Annotated in this window: 18 protein-coding genes and 6 pseudogenes; 14 read left to right on the top strand and 10 right to left on the bottom strand. The window is 52.7% G+C overall.

Annotated elements, in window-relative coordinates; genetic code table 11:
• Window positions 1-94 precede the first annotated feature (94 nt).
• A pseudogene (locus ACWWJF_RS11890) lies at window positions 95-1699 on the top strand (ABC-F family ATP-binding cassette domain-containing protein).
• A 113-nt stretch (window positions 1700-1812) separates the two neighbouring features.
• On the opposite strand, the gene ACWWJF_RS11885 reads toward ACWWJF_RS11890, so the two are convergent.
• Window positions 1813-2981, bottom strand: a protein-coding gene (locus ACWWJF_RS11885) for an IS3 family transposase (RefSeq protein WP_455869282.1) whose coding sequence is annotated in 2 segments (ribosomal slippage) — window positions 1813-2726 and window positions 2726-2981 — 1170 coding nt in all. Because the reading frame shifts where the segments join, the coding sequence is not laid out codon by codon here.
• A gap of 73 nt (window positions 2982-3054) precedes the next feature.
• Between ACWWJF_RS11885 and ygiD the strand changes: the two are divergent.
• Window positions 3055-3573 (top strand): annotated as a pseudogene (ygiD, locus tag ACWWJF_RS11880) (4,5-DOPA-extradiol-dioxygenase); the annotation flags it as partial.
• 52 nt (window positions 3574-3625) lie between these two features.
• On the opposite strand, the gene ACWWJF_RS11875 reads toward ygiD, so the two are convergent.
• The 4 genes from ACWWJF_RS11875 to tolC form a co-directional block, all read right to left on the bottom strand.
• The gene (locus tag ACWWJF_RS11875) at window positions 3626-4156 is read right to left on the bottom strand and encodes a tetratricopeptide repeat protein (protein ID WP_455869550.1); all 531 of its coding nucleotides are present in this window, start codon (window positions 4154-4156) and stop codon (window positions 3626-3628) included.
• A 304-nt stretch (window positions 4157-4460) separates the two neighbouring features.
• Window positions 4461-5621 carry a glutathionylspermidine synthase family protein gene (locus ACWWJF_RS11870; protein WP_455869549.1) on the bottom strand — a complete coding sequence of 387 codons (1161 nt, stop codon included), beginning with the start codon at window positions 5619-5621 and terminating at the stop codon, window positions 4461-4463.
• Between the two features lie 11 nt (window positions 5622-5632).
• Complete coding sequence (locus ACWWJF_RS11865; protein WP_455869548.1) at window positions 5633-6301, bottom strand: DUF1190 family protein; 669 nt, start codon at window positions 6299-6301, stop codon at window positions 5633-5635.
• 231 nt (window positions 6302-6532) lie between these two features.
• Window positions 6533-7909 (bottom strand): outer membrane channel protein TolC, encoded by a 1377-nt coding sequence (gene tolC, locus ACWWJF_RS11860; protein WP_455869547.1) that lies wholly within the window; start codon window positions 7907-7909, stop codon window positions 6533-6535.
• 466 nt (window positions 7910-8375) lie between these two features.
• Between tolC and nudF the strand changes: the two are divergent.
• From nudF to parE, 5 genes and pseudogenes are all read left to right on the top strand, one after another.
• A pseudogene (gene nudF, locus ACWWJF_RS11855) lies at window positions 8376-9005 on the top strand (ADP-ribose diphosphatase).
• 1 nt (window position 9006) lies between these two features.
• Window positions 9007-9462, top strand: a complete 456-nt coding sequence (locus tag ACWWJF_RS11850; RefSeq protein ID WP_252321308.1) for a DUF1249 family protein — start codon at window positions 9007-9009, stop codon at window positions 9460-9462.
• 16 nt (window positions 9463-9478) lie between these two features.
• Window positions 9479-10306 (top strand): 3',5'-cyclic-AMP phosphodiesterase, encoded by an 828-nt coding sequence (cpdA, locus tag ACWWJF_RS11845; protein ID WP_455869546.1) that lies wholly within the window; start codon window positions 9479-9481, stop codon window positions 10304-10306.
• On the top strand, window positions 10306-10887 hold the full coding sequence (gene yqiA, locus ACWWJF_RS11840) for an esterase YqiA (protein WP_455869545.1): 582 nt from the start codon (window positions 10306-10308) through the stop codon (window positions 10885-10887). Before cpdA ends, yqiA begins: the two co-directional genes overlap by 1 nt.
• Window positions 10888-11004: 117 nt before the next feature.
• Complete coding sequence (gene parE, locus ACWWJF_RS11835; protein WP_455869544.1) at window positions 11005-12900, top strand: DNA topoisomerase IV subunit B; 1896 nt, start codon at window positions 11005-11007, stop codon at window positions 12898-12900.
• Between the two features lie 5 nt (window positions 12901-12905).
• Here the strand turns inward: parE and ACWWJF_RS11830 are convergent.
• Window positions 12906-13436, bottom strand: a pseudogene (locus tag ACWWJF_RS11830) (GNAT family N-acetyltransferase).
• Window positions 13437-13546: 110 nt separating this feature from the next.
• Between ACWWJF_RS11830 and ACWWJF_RS11825 the strand changes: the two are divergent.
• Window positions 13547-14380 carry a LacI family DNA-binding transcriptional regulator gene (locus tag ACWWJF_RS11825; RefSeq protein WP_455869543.1) on the top strand — a complete coding sequence of 278 codons (834 nt, stop codon included), beginning with the start codon at window positions 13547-13549 and terminating at the stop codon, window positions 14378-14380.
• A gap of 39 nt (window positions 14381-14419) precedes the next feature.
• Here ACWWJF_RS11825 and ACWWJF_RS11820 read toward each other — a convergent pair whose 3' ends face one another.
• The 3 genes and pseudogenes from ACWWJF_RS11820 to ACWWJF_RS11810 form a co-directional block, all read right to left on the bottom strand.
• Window positions 14420-15460: an IS481 family transposase gene (locus ACWWJF_RS11820; RefSeq protein WP_455868660.1), complete on the bottom strand. Its 1041-nt coding sequence runs from the start codon at window positions 15458-15460 to the stop codon at window positions 14420-14422.
• Window positions 15461-15583: 123 nt separating this feature from the next.
• Window positions 15584-16617, bottom strand: a pseudogene (locus ACWWJF_RS11815) (IS630 family transposase).
• 147 nt (window positions 16618-16764) lie between these two features.
• Window positions 16765-17933, bottom strand: a protein-coding gene (locus ACWWJF_RS11810; protein ID WP_455869542.1) for an IS3 family transposase whose coding sequence is annotated in 2 segments (ribosomal slippage) — window positions 16765-17678 and window positions 17678-17933 — 1170 coding nt in all. Because the reading frame shifts where the segments join, the coding sequence is not laid out codon by codon here.
• Between the two features lie 212 nt (window positions 17934-18145).
• Between ACWWJF_RS11810 and ACWWJF_RS11805 the strand changes: the two are divergent.
• Window positions 18146-19363 (top strand): annotated as a pseudogene (locus ACWWJF_RS11805) (virulence factor SrfC family protein).
• Window positions 19364-19373: 10 nt separating this feature from the next.
• On the opposite strand, the gene ACWWJF_RS11800 reads toward ACWWJF_RS11805, so the two are convergent.
• A protein-coding gene (locus ACWWJF_RS11800; RefSeq protein WP_455871053.1) for an IS5 family transposase occupies window positions 19374-20182 on the bottom strand; the annotation gives its coding sequence in 2 pieces (ribosomal slippage) (window positions 19374-19873 and window positions 19873-20182; 810 coding nt in all).
• Window positions 20183-21307: 1125 nt separating this feature from the next.
• Here ACWWJF_RS11800 and ACWWJF_RS11795 point away from each other — a divergent pair.
• From ACWWJF_RS11795 to ACWWJF_RS11775, 5 genes are all read left to right on the top strand, one after another.
• Window positions 21308-22669: an NCS2 family permease gene (locus ACWWJF_RS11795; protein WP_455869541.1), complete on the top strand. Its 1362-nt coding sequence runs from the start codon at window positions 21308-21310 to the stop codon at window positions 22667-22669.
• 444 nt (window positions 22670-23113) lie between these two features.
• Window positions 23114-24760, top strand: coding sequence for a Na+/H+ antiporter (locus ACWWJF_RS11790; protein ID WP_455871052.1), 1647 nt, complete (start codon window positions 23114-23116; stop codon window positions 24758-24760).
• Window positions 24761-25133: 373 nt separating this feature from the next.
• Complete coding sequence (locus ACWWJF_RS11785; RefSeq protein ID WP_455869540.1) at window positions 25134-25826, top strand: response regulator transcription factor; 693 nt, start codon at window positions 25134-25136, stop codon at window positions 25824-25826.
• Window positions 25827-25887: 61 nt separating this feature from the next.
• Window positions 25888-26361, top strand: coding sequence for a hypothetical protein (locus tag ACWWJF_RS11780; RefSeq protein ID WP_455869539.1), 474 nt, complete (start codon window positions 25888-25890; stop codon window positions 26359-26361).
• Window positions 26342-26920 carry a sensor histidine kinase gene (locus ACWWJF_RS11775; protein ID WP_455869538.1) on the top strand — a complete coding sequence of 193 codons (579 nt, stop codon included), beginning with the start codon at window positions 26342-26344 and terminating at the stop codon, window positions 26918-26920. Before ACWWJF_RS11780 ends, ACWWJF_RS11775 begins: the two co-directional genes overlap by 20 nt.
• The last annotated feature ends 4 nt before the right edge of the window (window positions 26921-26924 follow it).

Below are 26924 nucleotides of genomic sequence, written 5' to 3'. Positions count from 1 at the left end.
CACGGAAAATGAACAAACACGACTGATGAATTCGGATCCTTGCTAACGCGAATGCGTTATCGGGGATGGATATTGATTTCATTCAGGAGTGCTTATGGCTCATTGCGCGCAATCCCCTTCTTTTCTTTTACATCAGGTCACCTGCCAATTTGCGACAGGCTTGACGCTTTTTGGTCCGCTGACGCTGTCGCTTGAACCCTCATTGTACGGCCTGGTCGGGCGTAACGGCTGCGGAAAAACATCGCTGCTGCGTCTGCTGGCAGGGCACGACACCCCCGCTTTCGGTCATATTGAACGCGTGGGTTCTCTGGCATATGTTGCTCAGCAGCACAGGGTTTTATCAACCACAACGCTGGCTGAACTGCTGGGTTACCGTGACATTTTTGCCGCGCGTCAGGCGATTATCAGTTGGAAGATCTCGAACATCTGGACGGTTCCTGGGATTTACAAGAGCGTTTGGCGGCAGCGTTTGCTGAAGCCCGCCTGCCGGCATTTGTTCCTGATAAACGCGCTGCTGAACTGAGCGGCGGTGAACGCGTGCGGGCACTGCTGTGCGCGGCGTTTATGACTGATGCTGACTATTTACTGCTTGATGAACCGACGAACCACCTCGATAGACAGGCGAGAACGTGGTTTTACGACAAGCTTTCCCAGCGACGCGGCGGCGCATTGGTGGCAACGCACGATCGTGAACTACTGGCGATGATGCCGCGCATTTTGGAACTGACCCTGACGGGTCTGCGCAACTATGGCGGCAATTATGATGACTATCAGCGGAAGCGCCAGGCTGAACAGCAGGCTGCTCAGGCGGCATTGGAACATGCCACTACCGAGCGTCGGCGCACCCGAATGCGTTTGTAAAAAGAGCATGATGCCAGCCAGCGGCCCTCGGCACAGACCTTACGCACGGTAGATTCACTGAATATCGCCTCATTTAAGCGGGTGCAATGCAAAGCGGCGGCAAAAGCGCGTTTAGGCACGCTGCGTAAGCAGCACCGTGAGCAAAATGATGTGCTTAATGCTGCTGTCTGTGAGATGCGAGGAAGGGTCGGAAGATAGCCCGATATTATTTACGCTGCCAGGTAGCCATGTCGCACCCAATAAACCGGTGTTAGTGCTGCACGATCTCATATTGCCCCACATCGCGAATTCGCCTTTCAACTGGAGGATGGATGGCCCGATGCGGGTAGCGCTGCGCGGGCCAAACGGCTGCGGCAAATCGACCATGCTTAAGGTGATTATGGGCGATGAAACGCCGGTATCGGGTGACTGTCGGGTTTCAGTCACCACGGCTTATCTTGATCAGCATTTGTCGCGTTTGGATCTCTCGTTGTCGGTACTGGCACATCTTAATGCCGACGATACGCCTCTAGAGGAGGGAGTCTTGCGTACCCGGTTGGCGCAACTGCAACTGGATGCGAATAAAGTGGGTCTACCTCTGGCAGCATTAAGCGGCGGTGAGCGTTTGAAGGCGGCTTTGGCTTGTGTGCTGTGGAGCCGCGATGCCGCACAATTGTTGTTGTTGGATGAATCCACCAACCATCTCGATCTTACGTCAACGCAGGCGATTGAGGCGGCGTTATCCACGTTTCCGGGGGCAATGATTGTAGTATCGCACGATGAAGCCTTTCTTTCTGGTTTGAGGCTTACGCACAGCCTCGAATGGCGGGAAACGGGGTGGCAGTGTCAACATGAGTAGCGAAGGCGCTGGTTTGAAAATGGCGGATGTCTAACTGTGATGATTCAAATTTATTGATGTTCTTCATCACGCGCTGGTGACTTTCTCCCGGCGAAAAAGGGCGTATGTAGTGGTCAACTAATATTGGCCACCGCATTAGACTGTATGTAGAACAGTCGCTCAGATTCGTTTGGAGTTAAGCCGCCGTTATACCAGTGAGGCCGGATAGCGCTGTAATACCCCGTGATGTAGCGGATAATCGCGTCCTGGGCTTCGCTGAAGCTGTTGTAACCCTTTGTCGGCACCCATTCTGTCTTCAGGCTGCGGAAGAACCGCTCCATTGGCGCATTATCCCAGCAGTTACCCCGCCGACTCATACTCTGCTTTATCCGGCAGCGCCACAGGGCTTGCCGGTATTGACGGCTGGTATAGTGGCTGCCCTGGTCGCTGTGGAACATGACTCCTGTTGGTTGTCCCCGGAGTTCCCAGGCCATCTGCAACGCTTTAACTGTCAGCGCCGAGTCCGGCGACGTCGACATGGCCCAGCCCACCGGTTTGCGGGCGAACAGATCTAGCACCACCGCAAGGTAAGCCCAGCATTTGCCCGTCCAGATGTAGGTCACATCGCCGCACCAGACCTGATCCGGCGCGGTAACCGCGAACTGGCGGTTGAGATAGTTCGGTATTTCAACGTGTTCATTGCCGCCGCGTTTGTATTTGTGAGCCGTTCGCTGGCAGCTGGCGATACCCAGCTCCTTCATCAGCTTGCCAGCCAGCCAGCGCCCCATTTTGACACCGGAGCTGCCGGTGACGATGGTCGCGATACTTCGAGCGCCGGCAGAGCCGCCGCTGGCGTTCCAGGCTTCCATGACGCGGCTACACTTAACCACGCGCTCACCGTCGGGTTCATTAGCGGAAGCCTGCCAGTGCCTGTAGCTGCTGCGATGTACCTCAAAAGTTTGGCACAACGCCGTGACCGGGTATCGCGCCCTCAGCCTGTCGACTACCGTGAACCGTTGAGTGAGTCCGACATTAAGAGCGCCGTAGCCTTTTTTAGGATTTCGTTCTCCATTTCAAGGCATTGGACTTTTTTCTTCATCTCACGCAGCTCGAGCTGTTCAGGGGTAAGAGGAAGTCCCGTTGGCGTTTTTCCCTGTCGTTCAAGGCGAAGCTTATTGACCCAGCGACTAATGGCAGAATGGCTGACATTAACCGCCTCTGCGGCCTTAACGTATGTGTAGCCGTGGTCGACAACCAGCTTTGCGGCTTCGAGCTTAAATTCCGCCGTAAAATGTTTACCCATGAGGTCACCTGTCGTGTTGATGAGGTGAGCATATCACCTCCGCTCAGGTGGCCAGTATCAGTGTGCCACTACAGAGCGCATTCAACAGGCATTGGCACCGCTGCCAGTGATTGCTGACCACGAGCAGTGGGGGTTTGACCACGGCTCTTGGGGCGTGTTGATCAAGATGTACCCGGATGCGGATATTCCCGTGGTGCAACTGAGCGTGGACGGTACGCAATCGGCAGAGTATCACTACCAGTTGGGCACCAAACTGGCAGCGCTGCGTGACGAAGGCTATATGATTGTCGCCAGCGGTAACGTGGTGCATAACTTGCGTATGGTGAAATGGGATGGCGATGCCACGCCTTATGACTGGGCGGTTTCCTTCGATCAGTTTGTCAAAGACAATCTGAACTATCAGGGAGATAACCATCCGTTGGTGGACTTTATGCAACATAAAGGGGCGGCGTTGTCGAACCCGACGCCCGACCACTTTTTACCGCTGCTCTATGTGCTGGGCAGTTTGGATGGCAAAGAGCCCATCACGGTGCCCGTCGATGGTATTGTGATGGGAGCCTTGAGTATGCTGTCGGTACAAGTGGGCGGTTAAGTTTGAATATCAAGCCCGTGCACAGCACGGGCTTGTCTTATTCGTGGTGGCATTAGCCGTTTTTAAGTGAATCTAAAATATCCTGCGCTGTTTTTTTGTGGCTCTCGGACGCTTTGGCATTATTCACCAGGCGGTTTGCCCAAAATGCCGATTCTTTAGCATCCTTCTTCAACACTTTGCCATCGGCGAGCAGGCTCGCCAGCGCCATTTGCGCGATAGGTAAATTGGCATCGGCCGCTTTGGTCAGGTACGCCTGCCCCTGCTGTGGATCGTGTGGAATTCTTTTCGAGGTAAAGTAGGTTTTGCCTACGGCAAACTGCGAGGGCACATGGCCACCGTCTTCTGCGCGTTTCAGCCACACAAACCCTTCTTTCCAGGCGCTGTCCGAACCGCTGGTGGTCAGGTTGTACGCTAGGCGGTTCTGCGCTTCAAGATCGCCCTGTTCTGCACGTTTTACCAGATCGGTATCTTCATAGTAGATGGCTTTAACATCGGCAGGCAGAGAAGCAGTGCTGGCGACGTGGGCGGTAAACAAGGTGCTGACGGCGCAAAGCAGCAGCGCAGACAGAAGTTGCTTTTTCATAAAAGTCCTTTTTCCATGAGGTAAATAACGCTATTGAATATCGGCGAAGAGAGCGTTTTCTTTAATCTTTTCAATAATTAATTCAATTACATCATGATATTAGGATTATGCCACTAAATAATTACCGTTTCCGGTGATTGAGGCTGCTGACAAACTTATCTAAAACCGCCACTTTCCCCCCAATTCCCTCATTCCCGCGCAGGCGGGAATCTCTGGCAGGTAAAACGCGTTTCTTCTCACAGAGATCCCCGGCTTTCGCCGAGGATGACGATGGGAATAAAGCGGCTTTCCCTGGCAGTAAGAATCAGTCCAGAATGATATGCGGGTAAAAGCGTGACAGATCCTGAGTGATCAGTTCGCGATCTTCGCGCAGGCCAATACCGCACGGCTGATCGTTGACCAGCCAACTGCCGATCACCGTATGGCTGTCACCAAAGGTTGGCAGTGGGTGATACTGCTGAACAATCTTGCCTTCTTCGCCGTAAGGACCGTCAACGGAGGCGATCTGCTGCCCATTTTTCACGATCTGAATGTTGGCACCTTCACGTGAGAACAGCGGTTTAACCACGTAGCTGTCGAGTGGCGGGTGATCGTCATCGGCAAAGTAGGCGGGCAGCAGGTTGGGATGATTGGGGAACATTTCCCACAGCATCGGCAGCAACTCCTTGTTAGAGATGATGCTTTTCCAGGCCGGTTCCAGCCAGCGCACTCCTGCATCTTCCAGCTTGGTGGAAAATATTTCGCGCAGCATGAATTCCCACGGGTAGAGCTTGAACAGGTTGCCGATCACCTGGTTTTGCATATCAGTGAACTGGCCTTTTTCACCCAGCCCAATCTCTTCCATGTAGAGGAATTCCGTCGACACGCCCGCTTCCAGCGCGCAATCCTGAAGGTACTGCACTGTACCGCGATCTTCTTCGGTATCCTGACAGCAGGCCATATGCAGTAGACCGAAGCCGTGATTGAGGCGCAGCTCTTCAAATCGGGCGATCAGCGCTTCCTGAATGCTGTTGTACTGATCGGCATCCTGTGGCAGCTTACCGGCTTCTTTCTGATCTTCCAGCCATAACCATTGAAAAAAGGCCGCTTCATACAGCGATGTCGGCGTATCGGCATTGTTTTCCAGCAGCTTGGCCGGGCCTTTCCCGTCATAGGCCAGATCGAGGCGCGAGTAGAGCGAGGGCTGCTGGCTGCGCCATGAGCTTCTGACAAATTCCCACGTGTGCTTGGGAATGCAGAATTTGGTCAGCAATACATCGCTGCTGACCACCTTTTCGACCACTTGCAGACACATCTGGTGCAGTTCTGCGGTTGCCGCTTCCAACTCTTCAATCTGCGCCAACGTGAACTGGTAGTATGCATTTTCACACCAGTAGGGCTCACCGTACATGGTGTGAAAGTTGAAACCAAACTCTGTCGCCTTTTCACGCCAATCCGGGCGTTCGGCAATATCAACGCGCTTCATGCTTATGTCCCTTAGCCACCCATACTGCGAGAAGAGGAGCTGGAACCGGTGCTGGCGCTGCTACGTTGCATACTGGTCTGCTTGGCAACGCTTTCGCCAAAACCACCACGGGTGATGGTGTTAGTGGTCGCAGGTTTAGGAGCCAGTGCTGTTTTGGGGACGGTAACGGTACGACCTGAGGTGGCAGCGCCGTAGCTTTTACCGCTGGCGTCAACGAACTGACCGTTGGCTGGGCTTGCCGGAGAGCGGGAAGAGAACAGCGGCTGCTGGGCAAAGCCCGCGTCCCCACTCATCATGCGGCCCATCATGTAACCAGCCATCAGCGGCATCCAGGAACTGCTGGTCTGTGTCGGCTGAGCGGCAGTGCCTGCCTGAGCCGGTACCGGCGTACATTGCGCTTCGCCAAATTCTGCGACGCAGTCTTCTTTGCTGGCGTATTTCGGTGCGGTTTTTTCGGCTTCTTTCAGCGCGTTGTTGTACGCCGTGATGCACTGTGCGCTCATGGACGGATTCGCCGCCGAGCAGTCATCCGCATTTTGATACATCGACACGGTTTCGTCGGTCTGTTCGCAACCGGCCAGAATAAACGCAGCACTGATCGCAACCGCAACCGGTGCCAGACGATAGGAGCGCCACCCTTTTCGGAAAGCGTCCTTCTGTATATTTTCTGTACGTTTCATGTGGTTATCCCAGAGGGTAAGGCGTCAATGCCAAAGGTGTGCCAAGTGTGCACTAGCATAGGGGATGGCTGGCTGAATTTAAAGCATTACGCCTGTCAGAACGCCTGCTCTTTACGTTGCTATACATTTTATTGCGCGCTTGGACGGCGTGGAATCAATCCAAGGCAAACCCAAAGGAGATACGCTGCGTATCTCCTTTGGGTTATCAACCGTCAGAACCGTGCGATCTGATTATCCGCGCGGCGCTTTCGGCTCCGGTGCGCTGCTGTCAGTAAAGACCGGTGACGTGGAAACGTCCTGACCTAACGCGCCGTTCAGCGCCTGCAAGTCGTTTTCATTCAAGGTGCCTAACGCTGACTTGATGTTCAACTGGTTGATCAGGTAGTCATAACGCGCGTTAGAAAGCTGCTGCTTGGCGTTATATAACGTGGTGGTGGCATCCAATACGTCGACGATGGTACGCGTACCCAACTGATAGCCCGCTTTCATCGCGTCCAGAGAGCTCTGAGCTGACACTTCGGCCTGTTTGTAAGCGTTGATGCTGCTGATCGAGGCAAAAATATTGTTAAACGAGGAGCGCACGGTCTGCACCACGGAGCGATGTGCGCTTTCCAGCAGTTCGCTGGCGCTGACAAAGCTGTGCTGTGCCTGTTTTACGCGTGAGCTGGTGGCACCGCCGCTGTAGAGCGGCATGGTTAATGACAGGCCGATTTTGTTTTGGCCTGCATCAAGATCCCTTGAGGTATTATTGGAACCGGTGTTACGCGTGTTGCTGACGCCGGAGGAAGCCGTCAGATCCAAGGTTGGCATATGACCGGTTTCCGCTGAACGAATCTGCTCATGCGCCAGATCCTGGCTCAAGCGAGCGGACAACAGGCTCAGGTTATGGTTTTCCGCGTCTTTCAGTAAGGTGGCGATTGCCCCCGGTTTCTCGGTGGAGAATCGGGTGATGTTCAGCCCTGCCAGTTGTGGATAGAAGTTGCCGCTGACCTGACGCAGATTTTCCAGCGCGTTATCCAGCGTGTTGCGAGCGGACACTTCGTTGGCCAATACGCTGTCATATTGCGCGCGGGCGTTTTGTACGTCGGTGATAGCTACCAAACCGACATTAAAGCGCTGAGTGGTTTGATCGAGCTGGCGGTAAATGGCCTGTTTCTGGGCGTTAATGTAGGAGAGCGCGTCAATGGCGCGCAGCACGTTGAAATAAGCCGTGGCCGTATCCAGGATCAATGACTGCTGTGCGGTCTGATAGGTCACATCTTGAATGCCCGCCTGCTTTTCTTGCAGCGTCAGGGCGCGCCATTTCGACATATCAAACAGGGTCTGGGTCAACTGCAAGGAACCGCTGGTAACGTTGCTGTTCACGCCATTGCTATCGCGAAAACCTTTGGTGTAACCGTAGTCAGCACCGAGCCCGAGTTGTGGCAAAAGGGGGCTGCGAGCCTCGTTGATTTTCTCGAAAGCGGCATCACGGGTGGCAGCCGAGCTGCGCAAATCCGGGTTGGTGGTTTTAGCTTGTTGATAGACCTGTAACAGATTTTCCGCGTGACCCACGGCGCTAAAGCCGCTCAGGCTCAGACCAATAAGAAGAGGGAGCAATTTCTTCATGTGCATTCCTTGTTGTGCAGCTAAGGCAACGATGTAGCGGAGATAGCGCTGTCAAAAAACGAATCCGGCAGATTCTATCAGAATGTGCCAATAGGATAAGTTGGCTGAACGTGCCATCTTCCCCTGACCGACCCCATTAGGGGGTTTAATTTGCTCTCAGACCCTAACGTTTGGTCAAATAGGTGTTCTATTAATCCAATTTATCACAAAGCATCGCAAGTATGATGTCCATCATGATACATGAGACACATCCCCGTACCTGCTGTTGCTCGCAAGGAGTTGAGGTCATATCGTTATACACATCTTTTGGCCATTTTTTGAACAGGATGCTCAGAACCCCGTGAATTAAGGCATTCAAGCCATCCCATTGGCTTTTTGAGGTTCAAAATGCCACTCTGAGATAAACCCGTAACTCATTGATTAAACAGTGCGTTAGAAAGATGTGTATAACGATATGAGTTGAGGTATGGCTGTGTCTGCGTCCCATCCGGCGACTTTCCATAAAGACGATGTAGAAATTATTGCACGAGAGTCGCTGTACGAGGGGTTTTTTTCGCTCGAGCGCTACCGTTTTCGTCATCGGTTGTTTAACGGTGAGATGAGCGGTGAAGTCAGCCGGGAAATTCTGGAGCATGGTCATGCGGTTGTGCTGCTGCCCTACGATCCGGTTCGGGACGAAGTGGTGTTGATTTAACAGATCCGCATTGCCGCTTATGACACCAGTCCGACCCCGTGGCTGTTTGAACTGGTGGCCGGCATGATTGAGCCAGGTGAATCTCTGGGAGCGGTGGCGCGACGTGAAGCGCAGGAAGAAGCCGGTCTCCAACGTTGGGCGAAACCGATTATCAGCTATTTGGCGAGCCCGGGTGGCACCAGTGAGCGTCTGGCGGTGATGGTGGGCGAAGTCGATGCCCGTGCCGCACAGGGCATTCACGGTCTGGCCGAAGAGAATTAAGACATTCGGGTGCATGTCGTCAGCCGCGAACAGAGCTACGCCTGGGTAGAAAGTGGAATTATTTATAACGCGGCGTCTGTCATTACGCTGCAATGTTTGGCGTTGCACCATACGCAATTGAGAAAGGCGTGGACGGAGTAAACTGATGAAACGCTACACCCCGGATTTTCCGGCCATGATGCGGCTGTGTGAAATGAATTTCGCACAATTACGCCGTTTATTGCCGCGAAAGGATGAAGTCGGAGAAAGTGCGGTTTATCATGTAAATAGTGCAAGCTATCGCTTAACGATAGTGGAATCCACGCGTTATACCTCATTGGTTGAAATCCAGCAGATTGCGCCCGCCGTCAGCTACTGGAGCCTACCAACGTTAAGCGTGCGACTCTACCACGACGCGTTGGTTGCGGAAGTGTGTGCCAGTCAGCAGATCTACCGTTTTAAAGCACGTTATGATTACCCGAATAAAAAATTGCATCAACGTGATGAAAAGCATCAAATTAATCAGTTTCTTGCTGATTGGCTAAGGTACTGCCTGGCGCATGGTTTTGCATCGGCACCGCGAAATGCCGATTCCAGTCTGTTAGACAGATTTCAGTAACCAAGGATACTATTTTTTGGAAAGTCTGCTGAAAGTTCCTGTGGCGAGTGGCGCCAGAATCAGGATTTTACAAATAACCGATACCCACTTGTTTGCCGGCGAGCACGAGACTCTGCTCGGCGTGAACACATACCGTAGTTACCATGCCGTACTGTCTGCCATTCAGGCGCAGGGGCAGGATGTTGACCTTATTGTGGCAACGGGAGATCTTGCTCAGGATCATTCGCAGGAGGCCTATCATCACTTCACGCGCGGCATTGCGCAGCTATCCGCACCTTGCGTATGGCTGCCGGGAAACCATGATTTCCAGCCTGCGATGGTGGATGTGCTGGCGCAGGCTGGCATTGCGCCTTCCAAGCACGTGCTATTGGGCGATGCCTGGCAGATTATTTTATTAGACAGCCAGGTGTTTGGCGTACCCCACGGCGAATTGAGTGAATATCAACTCGAGTGGCTGGAGCGCAGCCTGTTGCGTTTTCCAGAGCGTCATACGCTGTTGCTGTTACATCATCATCCGCTGGCTTCAGGCTGTACCTGGCTCGATCAGCACAGCCTACGTAACGCGCACCATCTGGATGCGGTGCTGGCGCGTTATCCGCAGGTGAAAAATGTGCTGTGCGGGCATATTCACCAGGAGCTGGATCTTGACTGGAACGGGCGCAGGCTGATGGCGACGCCTTCCACCTGTGTGCAGTTCAAACCACACTGCACTAACTTTACCATTGACGATATCGGGCCCGGCTGGCGTTATTTGGATCTGTTATCGGACGGTTCGCTGGAGACGCGCGTTTACCGCCTGAGCGGTAGCGAGTTTTTGCCTGATATGGATTCGGACGGCTATTAATGCCTACGCTACTCTACCTCCATGGTTTCAACAGTACGCCTAAATCGGCCAAAGCGACGGCGCTGGCTGCATGGCTGGCGCAGCACCATCCCCAGATAGAGATGCTGGTGCCGCAACTGCCGCCCTATCCGGCGGAGACGGCTGATCTGTTGGAATCGTTGGTGATGGAGCGGGCGGGGCATCCCATCGGCCTGGTGGGGTCATCGCTGGGCGGCTATTATGCCACCTGGCTGTCGCAATGTTTTACCTTGCCCGCCGTGGTCGTCAATCCAGCGGTAAAACCCTTCGAACTGTTGCTGGAACATCTCGGCGAATATCGTAACCCCTATACAGGTGAAGAATATGTGCTAGAGTCTCGGCATATTTACGACCTGAAAGTGATGCAGATTGAATCACTCGAGGCGCCGGATTTACTGTGGTGTTTGCTCCAGACAGGGGATGAAGTGCTGGATTATCGGCAGGCTGTGGCGTATTACACGGCGTGTCGCCAGACGGTGGAATCGGGTGGGAACCACAGTTTTGTTGGGTTTGAACAGTATTTTGACCCCATTGTGCGTTTCCTTGGATTGAGCGACGATTGACCCGTTCTGTACTGCACTGCCCTTACTTACACGGACAGCGACAATGCGTGGTCCGCGGGCAGTGCATCCTCTCAGCGCCATTCCGTTTTACACATTTAAACAACGACTAACGCGAATATGAGTCAATCAAGTTATAACGCTGATGCCATTGAGGTGCTCAGCGGCTTAGAACCGGTGCGCCGCCGTCCGGGGATGTACACCGATACTACACGCCCCAACCATTTGGGGCAGGAAGTGATTGATAACAGCGTCGATGAAGCGCTGGCGGGCCATGCGCGCCGTGTTGACGTTATCCTGCATGAAGATCAGTCACTTGAAGTGATTGACGATGGCCGTGGTATGCCCGTGGATATCCACCCTGAAGAAGGGGTGCCCGCCGTTGAACTGATTCTGTGTCGCCTGCACGCTGGCGGGAAATTCTCCAACAAAAACTATCAGTTTTCCGGTGGTTTGCACGGCGTGGGCATTTCGGTGGTGAACGCGTTATCTTCACGCGTGGAAGTGACCGTGCGCCGCGACGGGCAGGTTTACGATATTGCCTTCGAAAACGGCGAGAAGGTGCAAGCGTTAACGGTGAGCGGCACCTGCGGACGACGCAATACCGGTACCCGTGTGCATTTCTGGCCGGATGCCAGCTTTTTTGACAGCCCGCGTTTTTCTGTCTCGCGCCTGACGCATTTATTGAAAGCCAAAGCGGTGCTGTGCCCCGGCGTGGACATCACGTTTAAAGACAAGGTCAACAATACCGAACAGCGTTGGTGCTATCAGGATGGTCTGAACGACTACCTGTGCGAAGCCGTTAACGGTTTGCCGACGCTGCCGGAAAAACCGTTTATTGGCGCTATCTCGGGCGATACCGAAGCGGTGGACTGGGCGTTGCTGTGGCTGCCGGAAGGGGGCGAACTGCTGACGGAAAGCTACGTCAATCTGATCCCCACGGTACAAGGCGGGACGCACGTTAACGGCCTGCGTCAGGGCTTGCTGGATGCCATGCGTGAGTTTTGCGAATTCCGCAATATTCTACCGCGCGGCGTGAAACTCAGTGCCGAAGATATCTGGGAACGCTGTGCTTATGTGCTGTCGGTGAAGATGCAGGATCCGCAGTTTGCCGGGCAGACCAAAGAGCGCCTTTCTTCGCGTCAGTGCGCCGCGTTTGTGTCTGGCGTGGTGAAGGATGCGTTTAGCCTGTGGCTGAACCAGAACGTGCAAGCGGCTGAAATGCTGGCCGAATTAGCAATTTCCAGTGCCCAGCGTCGCATGCGCGCGGCCAAAAAAGTGGTGCGCAAGAAATTGACCAGCGGCCCGGCGTTGCCGGGGAAACTGGCGGACTGCACCTCACAGGATTTGAATAAAACCGAACTGTTCCTGGTGGAAGGGGATTCTGCGGGCGGCTCCGCCAAGCAGGCGCGTGAGCGTGAGTTTCAGGCCATCATGCCGCTCAAAGGTAAGATCCTCAATACCTGGGAAGTCTCTTCCGATGAAGTGCTGGCCTCGCAGGAAGTGCATGATATTTCTGTCGCAATCGGCATGGATCCCGACAGCGACGATCTCAGCCAGTTGCGCTATGGCAAGATCTGTATTCTGGCGGATGCCGACTCGGACGGTTTGCACATCGCTACGCTGCTGTGTGCGCTGTTTGTGCGCCATTTCCGCCCGTTGGTTGCAGGCGGCCATGTGTATGTCGCCATGCCGCCGCTCTACCGTATCGATCTGGGTAAAGAGGTGTACTACGCGCTGGATGAAGAAGAAAAAGCCGGCGTGTTGGAGCAGCTTAAGCGCAAGAAGGGCAAGCCTAACGTTCAACGTTTTAAAGGGTTGGGCGAGATGAACCCGCTACAGTTGCGCGAAACCACACTTGATCCCAATACGCGCCGCCTGGTGCAGCTCACCATCAGCGAAGACGATGTGAACGAAACGCTGGCGGTGATGGATATGCTGCTGGCGAAGAAACGCTCGGAAGATCGCCGCAACTGGCTGCAAGAGAAGGGCGATCGGGCGGATATCGATGTGTGATGCAGCTATCGCGCAATCTTGTATAAACAGAACCGCTCCAGGGCGTGACCCGCCGGTATTTTGGGATAATTAAAATCTTCACCGGTGTTGGTCATTCCTGCCTTTATCATCACACGCTGTGAAGCCATATGTTGCAGCGGGGTATAGGCGTAGACCTCTGGTGACTCAAGTTGCTCAAAGGCATAACGGATCACGCGTTTTGCCCCTTCCGTGGCATAGCCGTTTCCCAAGTGCCGCGCCTGTAAGCGCCAGCCCGCTTCGATAAGCGGCGCATGGGGAATTCCGCTCTCTTCCTGCTGCTTATGCAAACCAATAAAGCCGATAAATTCGCCGCTTGATTTCAATTCCACAGCCTAGAAGCCCCATCCTTTGTTGGCAATATGTCTTGTGAAACGGCCTATCTGTGCATTGCTTTCTTCGCGCGACATCAGCTCAGGGAAATAGAGCATCACTTCCGGGTCGGCATTCAATTGTGCATAAATAGGGTAATCTTCATCGCGCCATTGGCGCAGAATCAATCTTTCCGTCTCGATCATGGCGATTTTTCTCCTTATTCACGCGAAAGGCTAACAAATCAACGTGAAAGACGCTGACAGGCTTCATGGCTTCACAGTAGAGTAAGTAAGCCTCTTAATCCTTGATGACTGTGTATGATTATGGAAAAAAAGCACAAAAAAATCCGGTTGACGCAGAAAAGCTCGATGGCGGTTCGCGCCGTATACGACTGGAAGATATCGCCGCGCGCTGTGGTACTTCGTTAAGCACGGTGTCTCGTGCGCTGAGCGGTGAAAAAGGGGTGAGCCAGGCACTGCGCGCTCAAATATTGGAGGTGGCGCGTGCGGTGCGCTACAACCCCGCCGTGGAAATGGGGGGCTCCCGTATCGTTCTGGCCGTTTCTCAGGTGGCGATGCTGGACTACCACCGTTATCAATTCAGTTGGTATGTGCTGCAAGGGCTGAAAGAGCGCGCCAAAGTGCTGGTACTGGATCTGGTGACCCATCCGCTTTCTGACAAAGGCACGCAGGCGCTGACCGATCTGCTTAATCAGGATGATATTGGTGGGATGCTAGCTCTCACCGTCGACGATCCGGCGATTTTAGACGTTGTGGTAAACCTGAAAAAACCTGCGGTGCTGGTGAACAGCGAAGATCCGTTGATGCGACTCTCCAGCGTGATGCCGTGTAACCGCTCGGCAACCCGGATGGCGGCTGACTATCTGGTGTCGCACGGGCATCGCGATATCCTGTTTTTGACCCATCCCGGACGGCGAACTATTGAACAACGGCATGAGGGCTGGCAGGAGTCGATGCGTTATTTTCAACTGCCCTGCTCCGAGCTGCAGGTGATCAGCGTGACGGATTGGCTTCCCGAACTGGCTGAGCAGGCGGTGGTATCGTGGTTTCGAGAAAAAAAACGTACCTGTACGGCGATTCTGTGTGCCAATGACTCATTGGCGTTAGGTGTATTAGCTCAGACCTGATCTGACAGTTACCGGTTATTTATACAGGTGTCTGTCAGATTAAATCTGGTTCAGATTTTTTTCTGCCCAGACTCGTTTACCATCAAGTAACGTGGCCATTGGCGTACGCCCGCAGCACATTTTACCCTGATGAGTTCGCTCATTATTGTAATGCCACAACCAGTTGTCCAGATCCTTTTGTAGACTTTCTAGGTCCTCGTATAACGTCTTACGGAACGCAACCTGATAAAAATCCTGCAAAATAGTTTTATGGAAGCGCTCGCAGATACCGTTTGTCTGCGGAGACATCGCTTTCGTTTTCGTATGGTCTATATCGTTGATAGCCAAGTACAGCTGATAGTCATGTTGTTCCACTTTACCGCAGTACTCCGTCCCCCTGTCCGTCAGTATTCTTAGCATTGGCAGCCCCTGAGCTTCGTAGAACGGCAGCACGCGATCATTGAGCAGGTCGGCGGCAGAGATCGGTGCTTTACTCGTGTAAAGCTTGCAGTGCGCCACTTTCGAGTACGTATCCACGAACGTCTGCTGGTAGATACGGCCAACACCTTTCAGATTACCCACGTAGAAGGTGTCCTGCGACCCCAGATAACCCGGGTGAGCAGTCTCTATTTCACCACAGGCTTCGTCGTCGTGCGCCTTCTTCTCCAGTGCAGCGATTTGAGCATCAGTAAGTACGATGCCTTCTCTGGCAACTTTTTCCTCAAGTGCCTTCAGGCGCTTACGAAAGTTTTCCAGATCGTGTCGTTGCCAGATGGAGCGCACACCGCTGCCAGAAATGAAGACGCCTTTTTTACGCAGCTCATTACTGGTCCGGTGCTGGCCATGAGCCGGGAACTCAATGGCGTAATCAACAACCGCACGTTCAGTGGCTTCATCAGCACGGTTTTTCAGGTTGGGAACCCGGCGGTTTTGGTTAACCAGTGCGTCAATGCCGCCTTCTGCCGCCAGTTCCTGATAGCGATAAAACGTGTCGCGTGACACCCCCATGATTTTACAGGCTTTTGATACGTTACCGAGTTCTTCGGCGAGATTGAGCAGGCCGGCTTTGTGTTTGATGATGGGATTGTTAGTATGAAGCATGAGAGTTACCTCGTGTTTTGTATAAGGATTCGACACCCATATCAAAACCGGTAACTCTCAACCTTTCAAGGTCCAGTGTCAGAGCAAGTCGCGACTAATACAATTTATGGCAACTATACTCGATTAACTTGAAGTTGCATTTTTCAGCGTCTGGAAGTTGTCATTAATCCTGCGCGACAAGCCCCCCGCCAGTCCCGGTAATATATTGCGGAAGAAGTGGTGTATTTCCTGCCGAAACGCCTTTGGTGAAGCGAAGTAGCGGTTGTTTCTCACCTTTTCATTCATCACTTTCCACAGTCTTTCTATCGGGTTCAGATTCGGGCTGTAAGGCGGCAGATAGTGGAGGTCGATATTCATCACATATGCCCACTTTTTCACCAGCTCCGCCCGGTGGTAACCCGCTCCGTCGAGTATGATATGCACCTTCTGTCTTATCGGGTAAGTTTCCCGGATGGCGATAAAAAAGCGGGCGATATTGAGACTGTTGATGCTGTCGTACTCCCGAACCACCGTGCTGCCGATGTCGTTCAGGTTCAGGGCTCCCATGATGTTCAGACGGGTACGACTACCGGTGGTTTCCACTGGCTGAGATTTTTTTCCCGCAGGCATCCAGCCATATGCCAGTTTTGTTCCCTGTGTCGGGTGGACGCCATCGATGAACAGGATGGGTTCATCGTCACCGGCTTTTTGTTTCAGCTCGTTGTAGGTTTCCACAAACGCCTGCTGCGCTTCTGCACTGAATTTATGTGGGATACCGACAGGCTTTCGATAACTGAAGCCGTTGCGGTGCAGCAATTTAGTCATTCCCGGAACGGTGTAGCGGATACCCCACCAATCAACAACCTGTTCAATGATAGCCTGTGTAGTGGGAAGAAGGTTGTTCGTCAGAGATGTGGTGAGTTCAGCGGTTTGCTCTTCGCTGAGATGACTATCAGAGCCGCCATTCTCAGGCGCAAGTTTCTCACCCTTTAGCCAATCATTTAGATGACGGCGTACCGTGGTTTCGTGAATAAGTTGCGATTGTGCAATCATTCCTGGCGTCCAGCCATCGGCAGACAATAGGACACACCGTATCCGATCGCGCACATGATGGTCACGACTTGTTTGGTGAAGATTCCTTAACTTTTTTTCTGCTCTTCAGTGGGATGAATGTTCATAACCATGAAATGGGTATTGTTCATGGAAAATCAAGCATCTTCAATGATTACGAGTATATTAGCCTCCTAATTTTATTTTCCCTGATTCATGGACAATGTCATGAGAAAATATGCACTACTCGCCTCAATGCTGCTTGCGTGTAGTGGTCAACTAATATTGGCCACCGCATTAGACTGTATGTAGAACAGTCGCTCAGATTCGTTTGGAGTTAAGCCGCCGTTATACCAGTGAGGCCGGATAGCGCTGTAATACCCCGTGATGTAGCGGATAATCGCGTCCTGGGCTTCGCTGAAGCTGTTGTAACCCTTTGTCGGCACCCATTCTGTCTTCAGGCTGCGGAAGAACCGCTCCATTGGCGCATTATCCCAGCAGTTACCCCGCCGACTCATACTCTGCTTTATCCGGCAGCGCCACAGGGCTTGCCGGTATTGACGGCTGGTATAGTGGCTGCCCTGGTCGCTGTGGAACATGACTCCTGTTGGTTGTCCCCGGAGTTCCCAGGCCATCTGCAACGCTTTAACTGTCAGCGCCGAGTCCGGCGACGTCGACATGGCCCAGCCCACCGGTTTGCGGGCGAACAGGTCTAGCACCACCGCAAGGTAAGCCCAGCATTTGCCCGTCCAGATGTAGGTCACATCGCCGCACCAGACCTGATCCGGCGCGGTAACCGCGAACTGGCGGTTGAAATAGTTCGGTATTTCAACGTGTTCATTGCCGCCGCGTTTGTATTTGTGAGCCGGTCGCTGGCAGCTGGCGATACCCAGCTCCTTCATCAGCTTGCCAGCCAGCCAGCGCCCCATTTTGACACCAGAGCTGCCGGTGACGATGGTCGCGATACTTCGAGCGCCGGCAGAGCCGCCGCTGGCGTTCCAGGCTTCCATGACGCGACTACACTTAACCACGCGCTCACCGTCGGGTTCATTAGCGGAAGCCTGCCAGTGCCTGTAGCTGCTGCGATGTACCTCAAAAGTTTGGCACAACGCCGTGACCGGGTATCGCGCCCTCAGCCTGTCGACTACCGTGAACCGTTGAGTGAGTCCGACATTAAGAGCGCCGTAGCCTTTTTTAGGATTTCGTTCTCCATTTCAAGGCATTGGACTTTTTTCTTCATCTCACGCAGCTCGAGCTGTTCGGGGGTAAGAGGAAGTCCCGTTGGCGTTTTTCCCTGTCGTTCAAGGCGAAGCTTATTGACCCAGCGACTAATGGCAGAATGGCTGACATTAACCGCCTCTGCGGCCTTAACGTATGTGTAGCCGTGGTCGACAACCAGCTTTGCGGCTTCGAGCTTAAATTCCGCCGTAAAATGTTTACCCATGAGGTCACCTGTCGTGTTGATGAGGTGAGCATATCACCTCCGATCAGGTGGCCAGTATCAGTGTGCCACTACATAGGGAATCGTGCTGTTTTACTATGCCCATTTTGGTAGAAAATGCTTATCACCTCAGGCATTCCGTTTTCTCATGATGCTTAACTGCATGATTTTACGTTGCTGGAAACAATCGTTTTACTGGGCTGGTAGCATAAAATCTGTTTATTCAACAAAGCCCAGGGATCGATAACCCCTTCCTTATCCTTGAAAAGAAAGCGGGTAAAGAAACACTTAAGGAAGTAGCGCTGACTGAACGCTATCATGCGGTGCTCGACACGATGTGCAGCGCGTTTATCAATGGGAAAAATGTGATTGAGCACGTAGCTGAACCAAAAGCCGCATGGCAGGCAATGCTCACACTCAACGATGGGGGTATGTCCCGCCTGACCCAGGCACTGCGTGGCGTCGCCCATCTGGACTTTAAGCTACAGCGTCTGCGCCAACAATTACAGACATGTCGTCAGGAAACCGGTGATCAAAGGCTTGGTCGCTGGTACGAACATGACGGTGACGGTCAACAAGCCCAGAAAAAAGCCATTGCCAAAACCTTGTGGCAGGGATTGTCAGCTTGCCCACTCAGCATGGGAGAAATGATCAACCGTTTAGATCTTCCCCCCCATGAACTGAACAACATCTATCTGAGCATCCGCGACCAAGATCAAGGGCCACAAGAAGCCAGCGACGAACGCCCTCAGAATGGGTTTGCGAGCAACCCATTTGCCGACAATCCATTCGCAAACGATCCCTTTACTGCCTCCCCGATTGATGAGCAGGTGGCCGTCGTTGAACCAACGCCCTCCAAGAAAAGGATAGGGCAAGATGATGAGTTCGCTCATCAAGCATTCAAAGCCTGGGTAGCTCACTTAAGAGAACTACCACAACAAACCACCCAATGGCATCAGCTCGGTATGAGCAGCGAGTTGATTAACTTGCTGAGCGAAGAACTGATAACCGCAGCCACTCGCCAGGATCTCGAAGGTACATTAAAGCTCGCGCTGGCAGGTCAAGAGCAAGAGGGCACGCGCCGTGAGCACTTAATGGCACGTCAAGTGCTGCGGGCCCAATTGGTGATGCGTGATTTTATTGCCTGGTTTGGCTATCTTTCGTTGCCTGAAGAACAGGTTTCTAGTAGCTATATTGGTAACAAAGATAAAGTGTTTTCCCACAAAACCCAGCTTGCCAGCTATTAACTACCGCAACTGCCAACGATAGCACCGCAACCAGGGGTCTCCTACCTGGGTGATTGGTTGTCAGCACTGATAACCATCATTCTGGATAATGCAGGCCATAGCGCCACTCGCGATATTTCTGCCGAACATAACCGGCAACTCGGTCAAATCATCGCCAAATTGAAACAAGAGAACATGCCATGCTAGGCTGTGTCCCTTAATTACATAACCTCTGGTAAAACAGGCGGATGCAGCCCAGTTTCAACATTGCCAGATAATTCCTCGCCGTTTTGTCGTAACGTGTCGCAATACGACGGTATTCTTTCAGACGGCCAAAGCACCGCTCAACAACGTTCCGATTGCGGTAGGCGTCACGATCGAGCTTTGAACGACCATCCACCGCCATTTTTTCAGTGGATTTTCGGGGGATGACAGTTTTTATACCTCTGTTTTTCAGCTCGTTACGTAATACATGCCCGGAGTACGCCTTGTCAGCGAGTACCGCATGACCACGGCGTTTCATACTGCCGTTCTGGCGTTGAACACCAATACCGTTCAAAAGACGTAGTGCAAACTGACTTTCATGAGCCTGACCGGGGCTCAACACGATGTTTAACGGAAGACCACTTCCGTCTGTAGCCATATGGATTTTGGTGCCAAAACCACCTCGAGAGCGACCCAGCCCATTATCTCCGGTGATATCGGGATGTTTTTTTGAGCACCGGCAGCACATTTCAGCGCCCTGATATTGCTACCATCCAGCGCAGTCGCTGACCAGTCCACGAGGCCATGGGCATCAAATGATGAAAGTAAATTATTGAAAATAATGTTAATGACTCCCGATTTTGACCATCGGTTAAAGCGGTTATAAACGGTTTTCCATGGGCCGTATAGCTCAGGTAAATCACGCCATGGGGCACCAGAGCACAGCCCCCAGAACATGCCATTGATAATCATGCGATGCTCAGCCCATGGGCGTCCGGCCTGTGGTGTTGCTGGTTCAGCAGGGAGTAAGGGCTGGATGATAGCCCATGTTTCATCGGGAAGGTCGTAGCGAGCCGTAGTTCAAAATGATGTAGAAACAAACAGTTAGTATAACTCATGGGATTAAGGGACACAGCCTAACCTAACATGCGGTGAAAAAGGAGCGGCAGCGGCAGCATTGCGCAGAAGTTGGATTCTTTTGTCCTGTCGCAGGGGGGATATCAAAATAATCCACGCGGGGATGTGCGCATAACGGCTAAAGCAGGCGGGGACGGTGCTGCCAGAGGAATGACATAAAGGAAGGTCAAGGCATTGTGGTGCAGGAAGGGAAGCCGCCGTTGGTCTTTGTTACGACAGGCGACAATATCAATATTGTGCAGAGCACCGTTGACGCGCTGTCACCTCAGGCTGTTGCCATAAAGAGGGTGAAAAAATCACGCCATTAAAAAAGGCGGGTATCACTGATACCCGCCTTTTCAGTGCTGGTTACGACGTGCGTAACCGCATATGTGCTTTAATCGCGAACGATTAACGGAAGATAGCGTAGGGAGTCAGACCGCGATAGGTTTTGCCAAACGCTTTTATTACTTTGTTGATATTACGGACAATACTCATCTTCTTATTCCTACGCTTTCTTGAATCTTAGTGGTTGGTGAACATGTTGAAGTTGACGCTAACGTTTTCGAACATGGCAACGATTTTTTTGATCAGTTTCATTTGTCTCTCTCCGAGTGATTGTTCATTTTTCTGTGATGTTCTTCACGTTTTTAAAGATACGCCGCTTGGCAGTGCAGGTCAACTTTTTTGTGAGGCTAATCACAAAAAAATGGTTCGAGAGTTTTCTTTGCATGAAACGCCGTTCTGTTTTGTCGAGTCATAGATAAATTGTCTGGATTATCAGTTGAAATACACAGCCCAGAAGCAGGATAATCCCCCGTTTCTCCTCCGACCTACCAGATACACTTGTGATGCGTCTCGCAAGCTAATCGTTTGCGTGCCCGCAGAGCCGGTGTGAAGTGCATTCGGGGGCGTCAGATATTTGCGCTGCGGTGCGGAAGCGCCGTTGTTGTGGGTGCGTGCAGCGATGGGAGATCGTCATGGCAGGCAAGGCCATATGCACCCTCCGGTTTTACTTTTACAAATAATGACATCTCAGGGGATACCACCATGTCAAATAGCTCTCGTCAGGCTGGCAATGCGGCGCGCCCGCAAAGCTCACTTGATGCTTTTTTTCACATCACACAGCGCGGCAGTAATGTAAGACAGGAAGTGCTGGCCGGGTTAACCACGTTTCTGGCGATGGTGTATTCGGTCATTGTCGTGCCTGGCATGTTGAGCAAGGCGGGTTTCCCGCACACGCCGGTGTTCGTGGCAACCTGCCTGGTCGCCGGGCTGGGTTCCTTGCTGATGGGACTGTGGGCCAATCTGCCCATGGCAATCGGCTGCGCCATTTCGCTTACCGCATTTACCGCGTTTAGCCTGGTGCTGGGGCAACAGATCAGAGTACCGGTAGCCTTAGGCGCGATCTTCCTGATGGGGTTGCTGTTTACCGTGATCTCTGTGACTGGCATCCGTTCCTGGATCCTGCGTAATCTGCCGTTAGGCGTGGCGCATGGCACTGGTATCGGTCTGTTCCTGCTGATCATCGCTGCCAACGGCGTAGGTCTGATGATCAAGAACCCGATCGATGGGCTGCCTGTTGCGTTGGGTAACTTCACGTCGTTCCCAGTGATCATGTCTTTATTGGGACTGGCGGCCACCATCGGCCTGGAAAAACGTCGTGTGCCGGGCGGCATCTTATTGGTGATTGTGGCTATTTCCATTATCGGCCTGATTTTTGATCCGAACGTGAAATTCCAAGGCTGGTTCAGTTTGCCGAGTCTGACCGATGAAAACGGTCACTCGCTGATGTTTAGCCTGGATATCATGGGGGCGTTGCAACTGGCGGTGCTGCCAAGCGTACTGGCGCTGGTGATGACGGCAGTGTTTGACGCCACTGGTACCATCCGCGCGGTTGCCGGGCAGGCGAACCTGCTGGATAAAGAGGGGCAAATCGTTAACGGTGGGAAAGCGCTGACGGCGGACTCCGTGAGCAGTATGTTGTCCAGCCTGGTCGGGACGTCTCCCGCGGCGGTCTACATCGAATCTGCGGCCGGCACGGCGGCAGGCGGTAAAACAGGGTTGACGGCGACGGTGGTCGGCGTGTTGTTCCTGTGCCTGCTGTTCCTTTCCCCGTTGTCTTATCTGGTGCCGGGATACGCGACTGCGCCAGCATTGATGTATGTGGGTCTGCTGATGCTGAGCAATGTTGCCAAGCTGAATTTTGATGACATCGTTGATGCCATGTCAGGTCTGGTCTGTGCGGTGTTTATCGTGCTGACCTGTAATATTGTGACTGGGATTATGCTGGGCTTTGGCGCACTGGTGCTGGGACGTGTTTTCTCGGGTGAATGGCGTAAACTGAACGTTGGCACCGTGATTATCGCTATCGCACTGGTGGTGTTCTACGCCGGTGGCTGGGCGCTCTGATTATTTTGTGCGCTAGTCATTAAGGGGAGTCAAACTCCCCGATCAAACTGATGGCTACGCCGCAATCCCTGTCATCCTCGGCGAAAGCCGGGGATCTCTGCCAGAAGAAACGCAGGTAACCTGCAAAAGATTCCCGCTTACGCGGGAATGACCGTTCGAGGTTGCCTGCGGTTTCGATGGTGCTTGTGGTCCTGAGACCTTGCTTCCTTAACGCCACTCATCGTTTTTCCTCTTCCCTCATGCTTTCCCTGAAGTATCCCGTCACGGTGATTTTTTGACGCAATTATTTGCAGGGTAATCATGCAAAAAAATATGCGTTTTACACTGAAATTTTGCCCCGCTGAGCGATATTTTCATGTAAAAATAATGGGGCACTATCTCATAACGAACAAAGGGCAGCTCAGCACGCAGTTAGGTCATTATTGGACATCTCCTAAGGAAAGCATGGAAATCTTTTTTACCATTCTGATTTTAACCCTGGTGGTATCACTATCAGGGGTTGTTACACGTATTTTACCCTTCCAAGTGCCGCTGCCCTTAATGCAAATCGCCCTCGGGGCAATTTTGGCCTGGCCCCAGTTTGGCTTGCATGTCGATTTCAATCCTGAACTGTTTATGGTGCTGTTCATCCCGCCGTTGCTGTTTGCCGATGGCTGGAAAACGCCAACGCGCGAATTTATCAAACACAGTCGTGAGGTGATTGGGCTGGCGCTGGTGCTGGTGTTGATCACCGTCGCCGGGGTGGGTTACCTGATTTACTGGATGATCCCGGGGATGCCGCTGGTGGCGGCTTTTGCACTGGCCGCGGTGTTATCGCCAACGGATGCGGTAGCGCTGTCGGGGATTGTTGGCGAAGATCGTATTCCGAAAAAGCTGATGAGTATCTTGCAGGGCGAAGCGTTGATGAATGATGCTTCGGGTCTGGTATCGCTTAAGTTTGCCGTCGCGGTGGCGATGGGCACCATGGTGTTTACCGTATCCGGCGCAACGCTGGAGTTTGTCCAGGTAGCGGTCGGCGGTTTGCTGGCTGGCATGGGTGTCACCTGGCTTTACAGTAAATCATTGCGCATCATTAACCGTTGGAGCGGTGATGATGCAGCCACCCAGATTGTGCTGCTGATGCTGTTGCCGTTCGCCTCTTATCTGATTGCGGAACACATCGGTGTATCGGGCATTTTGGCTGCGGTGGCCGCAGGGATGACCATCAGCCACTCTAACGTGATCAGTAACGCGCCGCTGGCGATGCGATTACGCGCCAACAACGTCTGGTCGATGCTGGAGTTTGTGTTTAACGGCATGGTGTTTATCATGCTGGGGCTGCAATTGCCCGACATTTTGGAAACGTCGGTGACGCAGGCGGAGCTAGACCCCACCGTTGAAACCTGGATGCTGTTTACCGATATCGCCATTATTTACGGTGCGCTGTTGCTGCTGCGTTTCTGCTGGCTGTGGTTTATGAAATATTACAGCCGCCTGTTTCAAAAGAAACGCCCGATGCTGTTTGCTCAGTACACCACGCGTGAAATCTGGATCGCTTCTTTTGCCGGGGTGCGCGGTGCGATTACCTTGGCCGGTGTGCTGTCCATTCCGCTGTTATTAAACGACGGTACTGCGTTTCCCTCCCGCTACCAACTGGTGTTTATCGCCACCGGCGTCATCCTGTTTTCCTTACTGTGCGGGGTATTGACGCTACCATTACTGTTGCGCGGGGTGACGGTGGTGGACAAATCGCTCTATAAGAAAGAAGAACGGATGGCGCGCATGGCGATTGCCGAAGTGGCAATCCGTAGCTTGCAGAAAATGGAAGAACGTCTGGCAGCGGATCGAGAAGAAAATATCGATGAGCAGGTGGTGCGTGAAGTTAGTGCGCGTGTCATCGGTAATCTGCGGCGTCGCGTCGTCGGTGAGAGCGATTTGGAACACAGCCTGGAGATTGAAAATCTGGAGCGCCGTTTCCGCTTGGCCGCTGTCACCGCTGAACGCGGTGAACTTTACCACCTGCGCGCTACGCAGCAGATCAGTAATGAAACCCTGAAAAAGATGTTGCACGATCTCGATTTGCTGGAAGCCGTGCTGAGTGAGAAAGTTTAACCTGGTTTTTGCCTAGCCATGATTTTGCTTAGCTGATGCAGGCTCTACCTACGTTGAGCCTGCATCGGAATTTTGTTGATTCCCTCTATAGAGTGTTCCGAATCCTGTCAGATACCTAATCTGCATGAGGAATGCATGAAAACCCCACGATCGCAGAAAAACCCTACAAATTCTGGCTAATTGTCAGCATTGTAAACTACTTGCCATTAAATGATAATGATTGTTATTACCTTATAGCGAGTTGACGCATAAGAAGCCGCCAGACAGGTTATTGCCTGTGTCAGAGTGGCCCAGATCCTATTGTTGTGGATCGGTAGCACGTCACTACGCGTGTTGTGGTGTAAGCAACCATCACTTTGACAGAGGGAAAACTATGCGCGTTTTAGTGGTTGATGACGACTCGGTGTTGTGCCATTGGCTTGGTGCAAAGCTGCACTCACATGGTTATGCCTGCAATATTGTTCATGATGGCGAACATGCGCTCAAAGCCATTAAAGATGAAATTTATGACGTGGTGCTGTTGGATCGCATGCTACCAACGTTAGACGGTTTTAGCGTACTGCGTGAGCTGCAAGGGTCGCGTCATCCGCCTATCATGCTGCTTTCAGCGTTGGATCGCGATGTGGATCGCGTGATGGGGCTGGAGCTGGGCGCCGAAGATTATCTGGTAAATACGTTTAATTTCAATTATTTGCGTTTGCGTCTGGAGATTATGGTGCGCAGAGGAAAACCGCAGGAGGCACCGTCATCGCTGCTGACGTTTGAAGATCTGCAACTTGATCGTCTGCAACGCGTTGCCTGGCGGAGCGGGCAACGCATCGATCTTACCGATAAAGAGATCAAGCTGCTGATCATTTTGATGGAAAACCCAGGTCAGGTGATCACGCGTACGCTATTGTTGGAGCGCGTCTGGGGGTATCACTTCGATCCTCAGACCAACCTGATCGATGTTCATATGTCCAAACTGCGGGCCAAGATCGACAAAGGCTTTCCCCGGCCGCTGATCAAAACGTTAAGATCGATGGGCTATGCCCTTGGTGCAGTGGAAAAAACGGATGTCGCGTAGCGTACACAATGGACCTGCGCTGAGATAGCCGGGTAACGGATGGCGTGAGAAAATTCGCCATTTGTGCGTGCACGGTGCAAACCGTTATCCGGTGTTTCTGCGCACCTCGCAGTTTCGCCAATTTATTACGTTGGTTTTCCTGTTTTTGCTGATGGAGCTGTGCTGCATTGTCGGTTTCAGCGTGTTGAGTGAAACGCTGATCCGCACGCACGTGCGCGACGTCATACTGGGCAATATCCATGACCATGCAACCCAATCACGGCTGACCGACACGTCTACGCTGATCGCCCAGCTCAAACGCGATAATCAGGCCAAAACCGACGAATTGCCTCTGTTTCTGGTGATGAGCAAACAGAGCGAGATCCTCTACCACAATGCGGGTTGGATGCTGCCTGGGCCAAATCATACCGCGTGCAAAATGGATGTCCCTTGCCTGAAGGCGCTACTGGTTGAAAAGGGGGGCGCTGAAGGCCAGCGACCAGTACCGCAGCGCACCCGAGAGCAACCTGGTCGGTATGTCGGTGGCGCTGGATGATGGCGGCGTGTTGTTCACTGCCTATAATCTGCGTCCGATGCTGGAACGTATTCGCACTATTCCACTGGTGGCGGGGGCAGGGCTGTTTGTCGTGCTGTTGTTTTCTCTGGTTGTCAGCAGACATTTCAGTTTACGCAGCCTGCGCAGCGTCGAGCGGATCCGTACCGCGCTGCACCGCTACAGCGCCGGTGAACAGTACGTTCGTATGCCGCTCTCTACGCGCGATGACGATTTCCATAGCCTGAGCAACGACATTAACCAGAATCTGGAGCGCATTGAACGCCTGATGGAGCAGGTGCGCAGCACCTCAAGTCACATTGCCCATGAATTACGCACGCCGCTGACGCATCTGCAAAACCGGTTGTACAACCTGACCGAGCGACAAGGTCTTGAGCATGAGATGCGTGAGGAGTTGCATCAGGCGGTGGAAGAGGTGCACAAGATTTTGGGGCTGTTTCGCACTGTCATGCGTATCGGAGAGATTGAAAGCGGGCGCTGTGTGCATCAATTTGCCCGCTTTGAGGTGCGCCCGTTATTGGAAAATATTATCAACCGTTAGCAGA

The organism is Symbiopectobacterium sp. Eva_TO (genome assembly GCF_053848865.1).
This window is presented reverse-complemented; position numbering and strand designations above follow the sequence as displayed.

Bases quoted from the DNA above. Each gene is read 5' to 3' on its own strand.
- ACWWJF_RS11870 (WP_455869549.1), bottom strand. From the start codon at position 5,621: ATGAAGCGCGTTGATATTGCCGAACGCCCGGATTGGCGTGAAAAGGCG.
- parE (WP_455869544.1), top strand. From the start codon at position 11,005: ATGAGTCAATCAAGTTATAACGCTGATGCCATTGAGGTGCTCAGCGGC.
- ACWWJF_RS11875 (WP_455869550.1), bottom strand. From the start codon at position 4,156: ATGAAAAAGCAACTTCTGTCTGCGCTGCTGCTTTGCGCCGTCAGCACC.
- ACWWJF_RS11820 (WP_455868660.1), bottom strand. From the start codon at position 15,460: ATGCTTCATACTAACAATCCCATCATCAAACACAAAGCCGGCCTGCTC.
- ACWWJF_RS11865 (WP_455869548.1), bottom strand. From the start codon at position 6,301: ATGAAACGTACAGAAAATATACAGAAGGACGCTTTCCGAAAAGGGTGG.
- tolC (WP_455869547.1), bottom strand. From the start codon at position 7,909: ATGAAGAAATTGCTCCCTCTTCTTATTGGTCTGAGCCTGAGCGGCTTT.
- ACWWJF_RS11790 (WP_455871052.1), top strand. From the start codon at position 23,114: ATGGAAATCTTTTTTACCATTCTGATTTTAACCCTGGTGGTATCACTA.
- ACWWJF_RS11785 (WP_455869540.1), top strand. From the start codon at position 25,134: ATGCGCGTTTTAGTGGTTGATGACGACTCGGTGTTGTGCCATTGGCTT.
- ACWWJF_RS11775 (WP_455869538.1), top strand. From the start codon at position 26,342: ATGTCGGTGGCGCTGGATGATGGCGGCGTGTTGTTCACTGCCTATAAT.
- ACWWJF_RS11795 (WP_455869541.1), top strand. From the start codon at position 21,308: ATGTCAAATAGCTCTCGTCAGGCTGGCAATGCGGCGCGCCCGCAAAGC.
- yqiA (WP_455869545.1), top strand. From the start codon at position 10,306: ATGCCTACGCTACTCTACCTCCATGGTTTCAACAGTACGCCTAAATCG.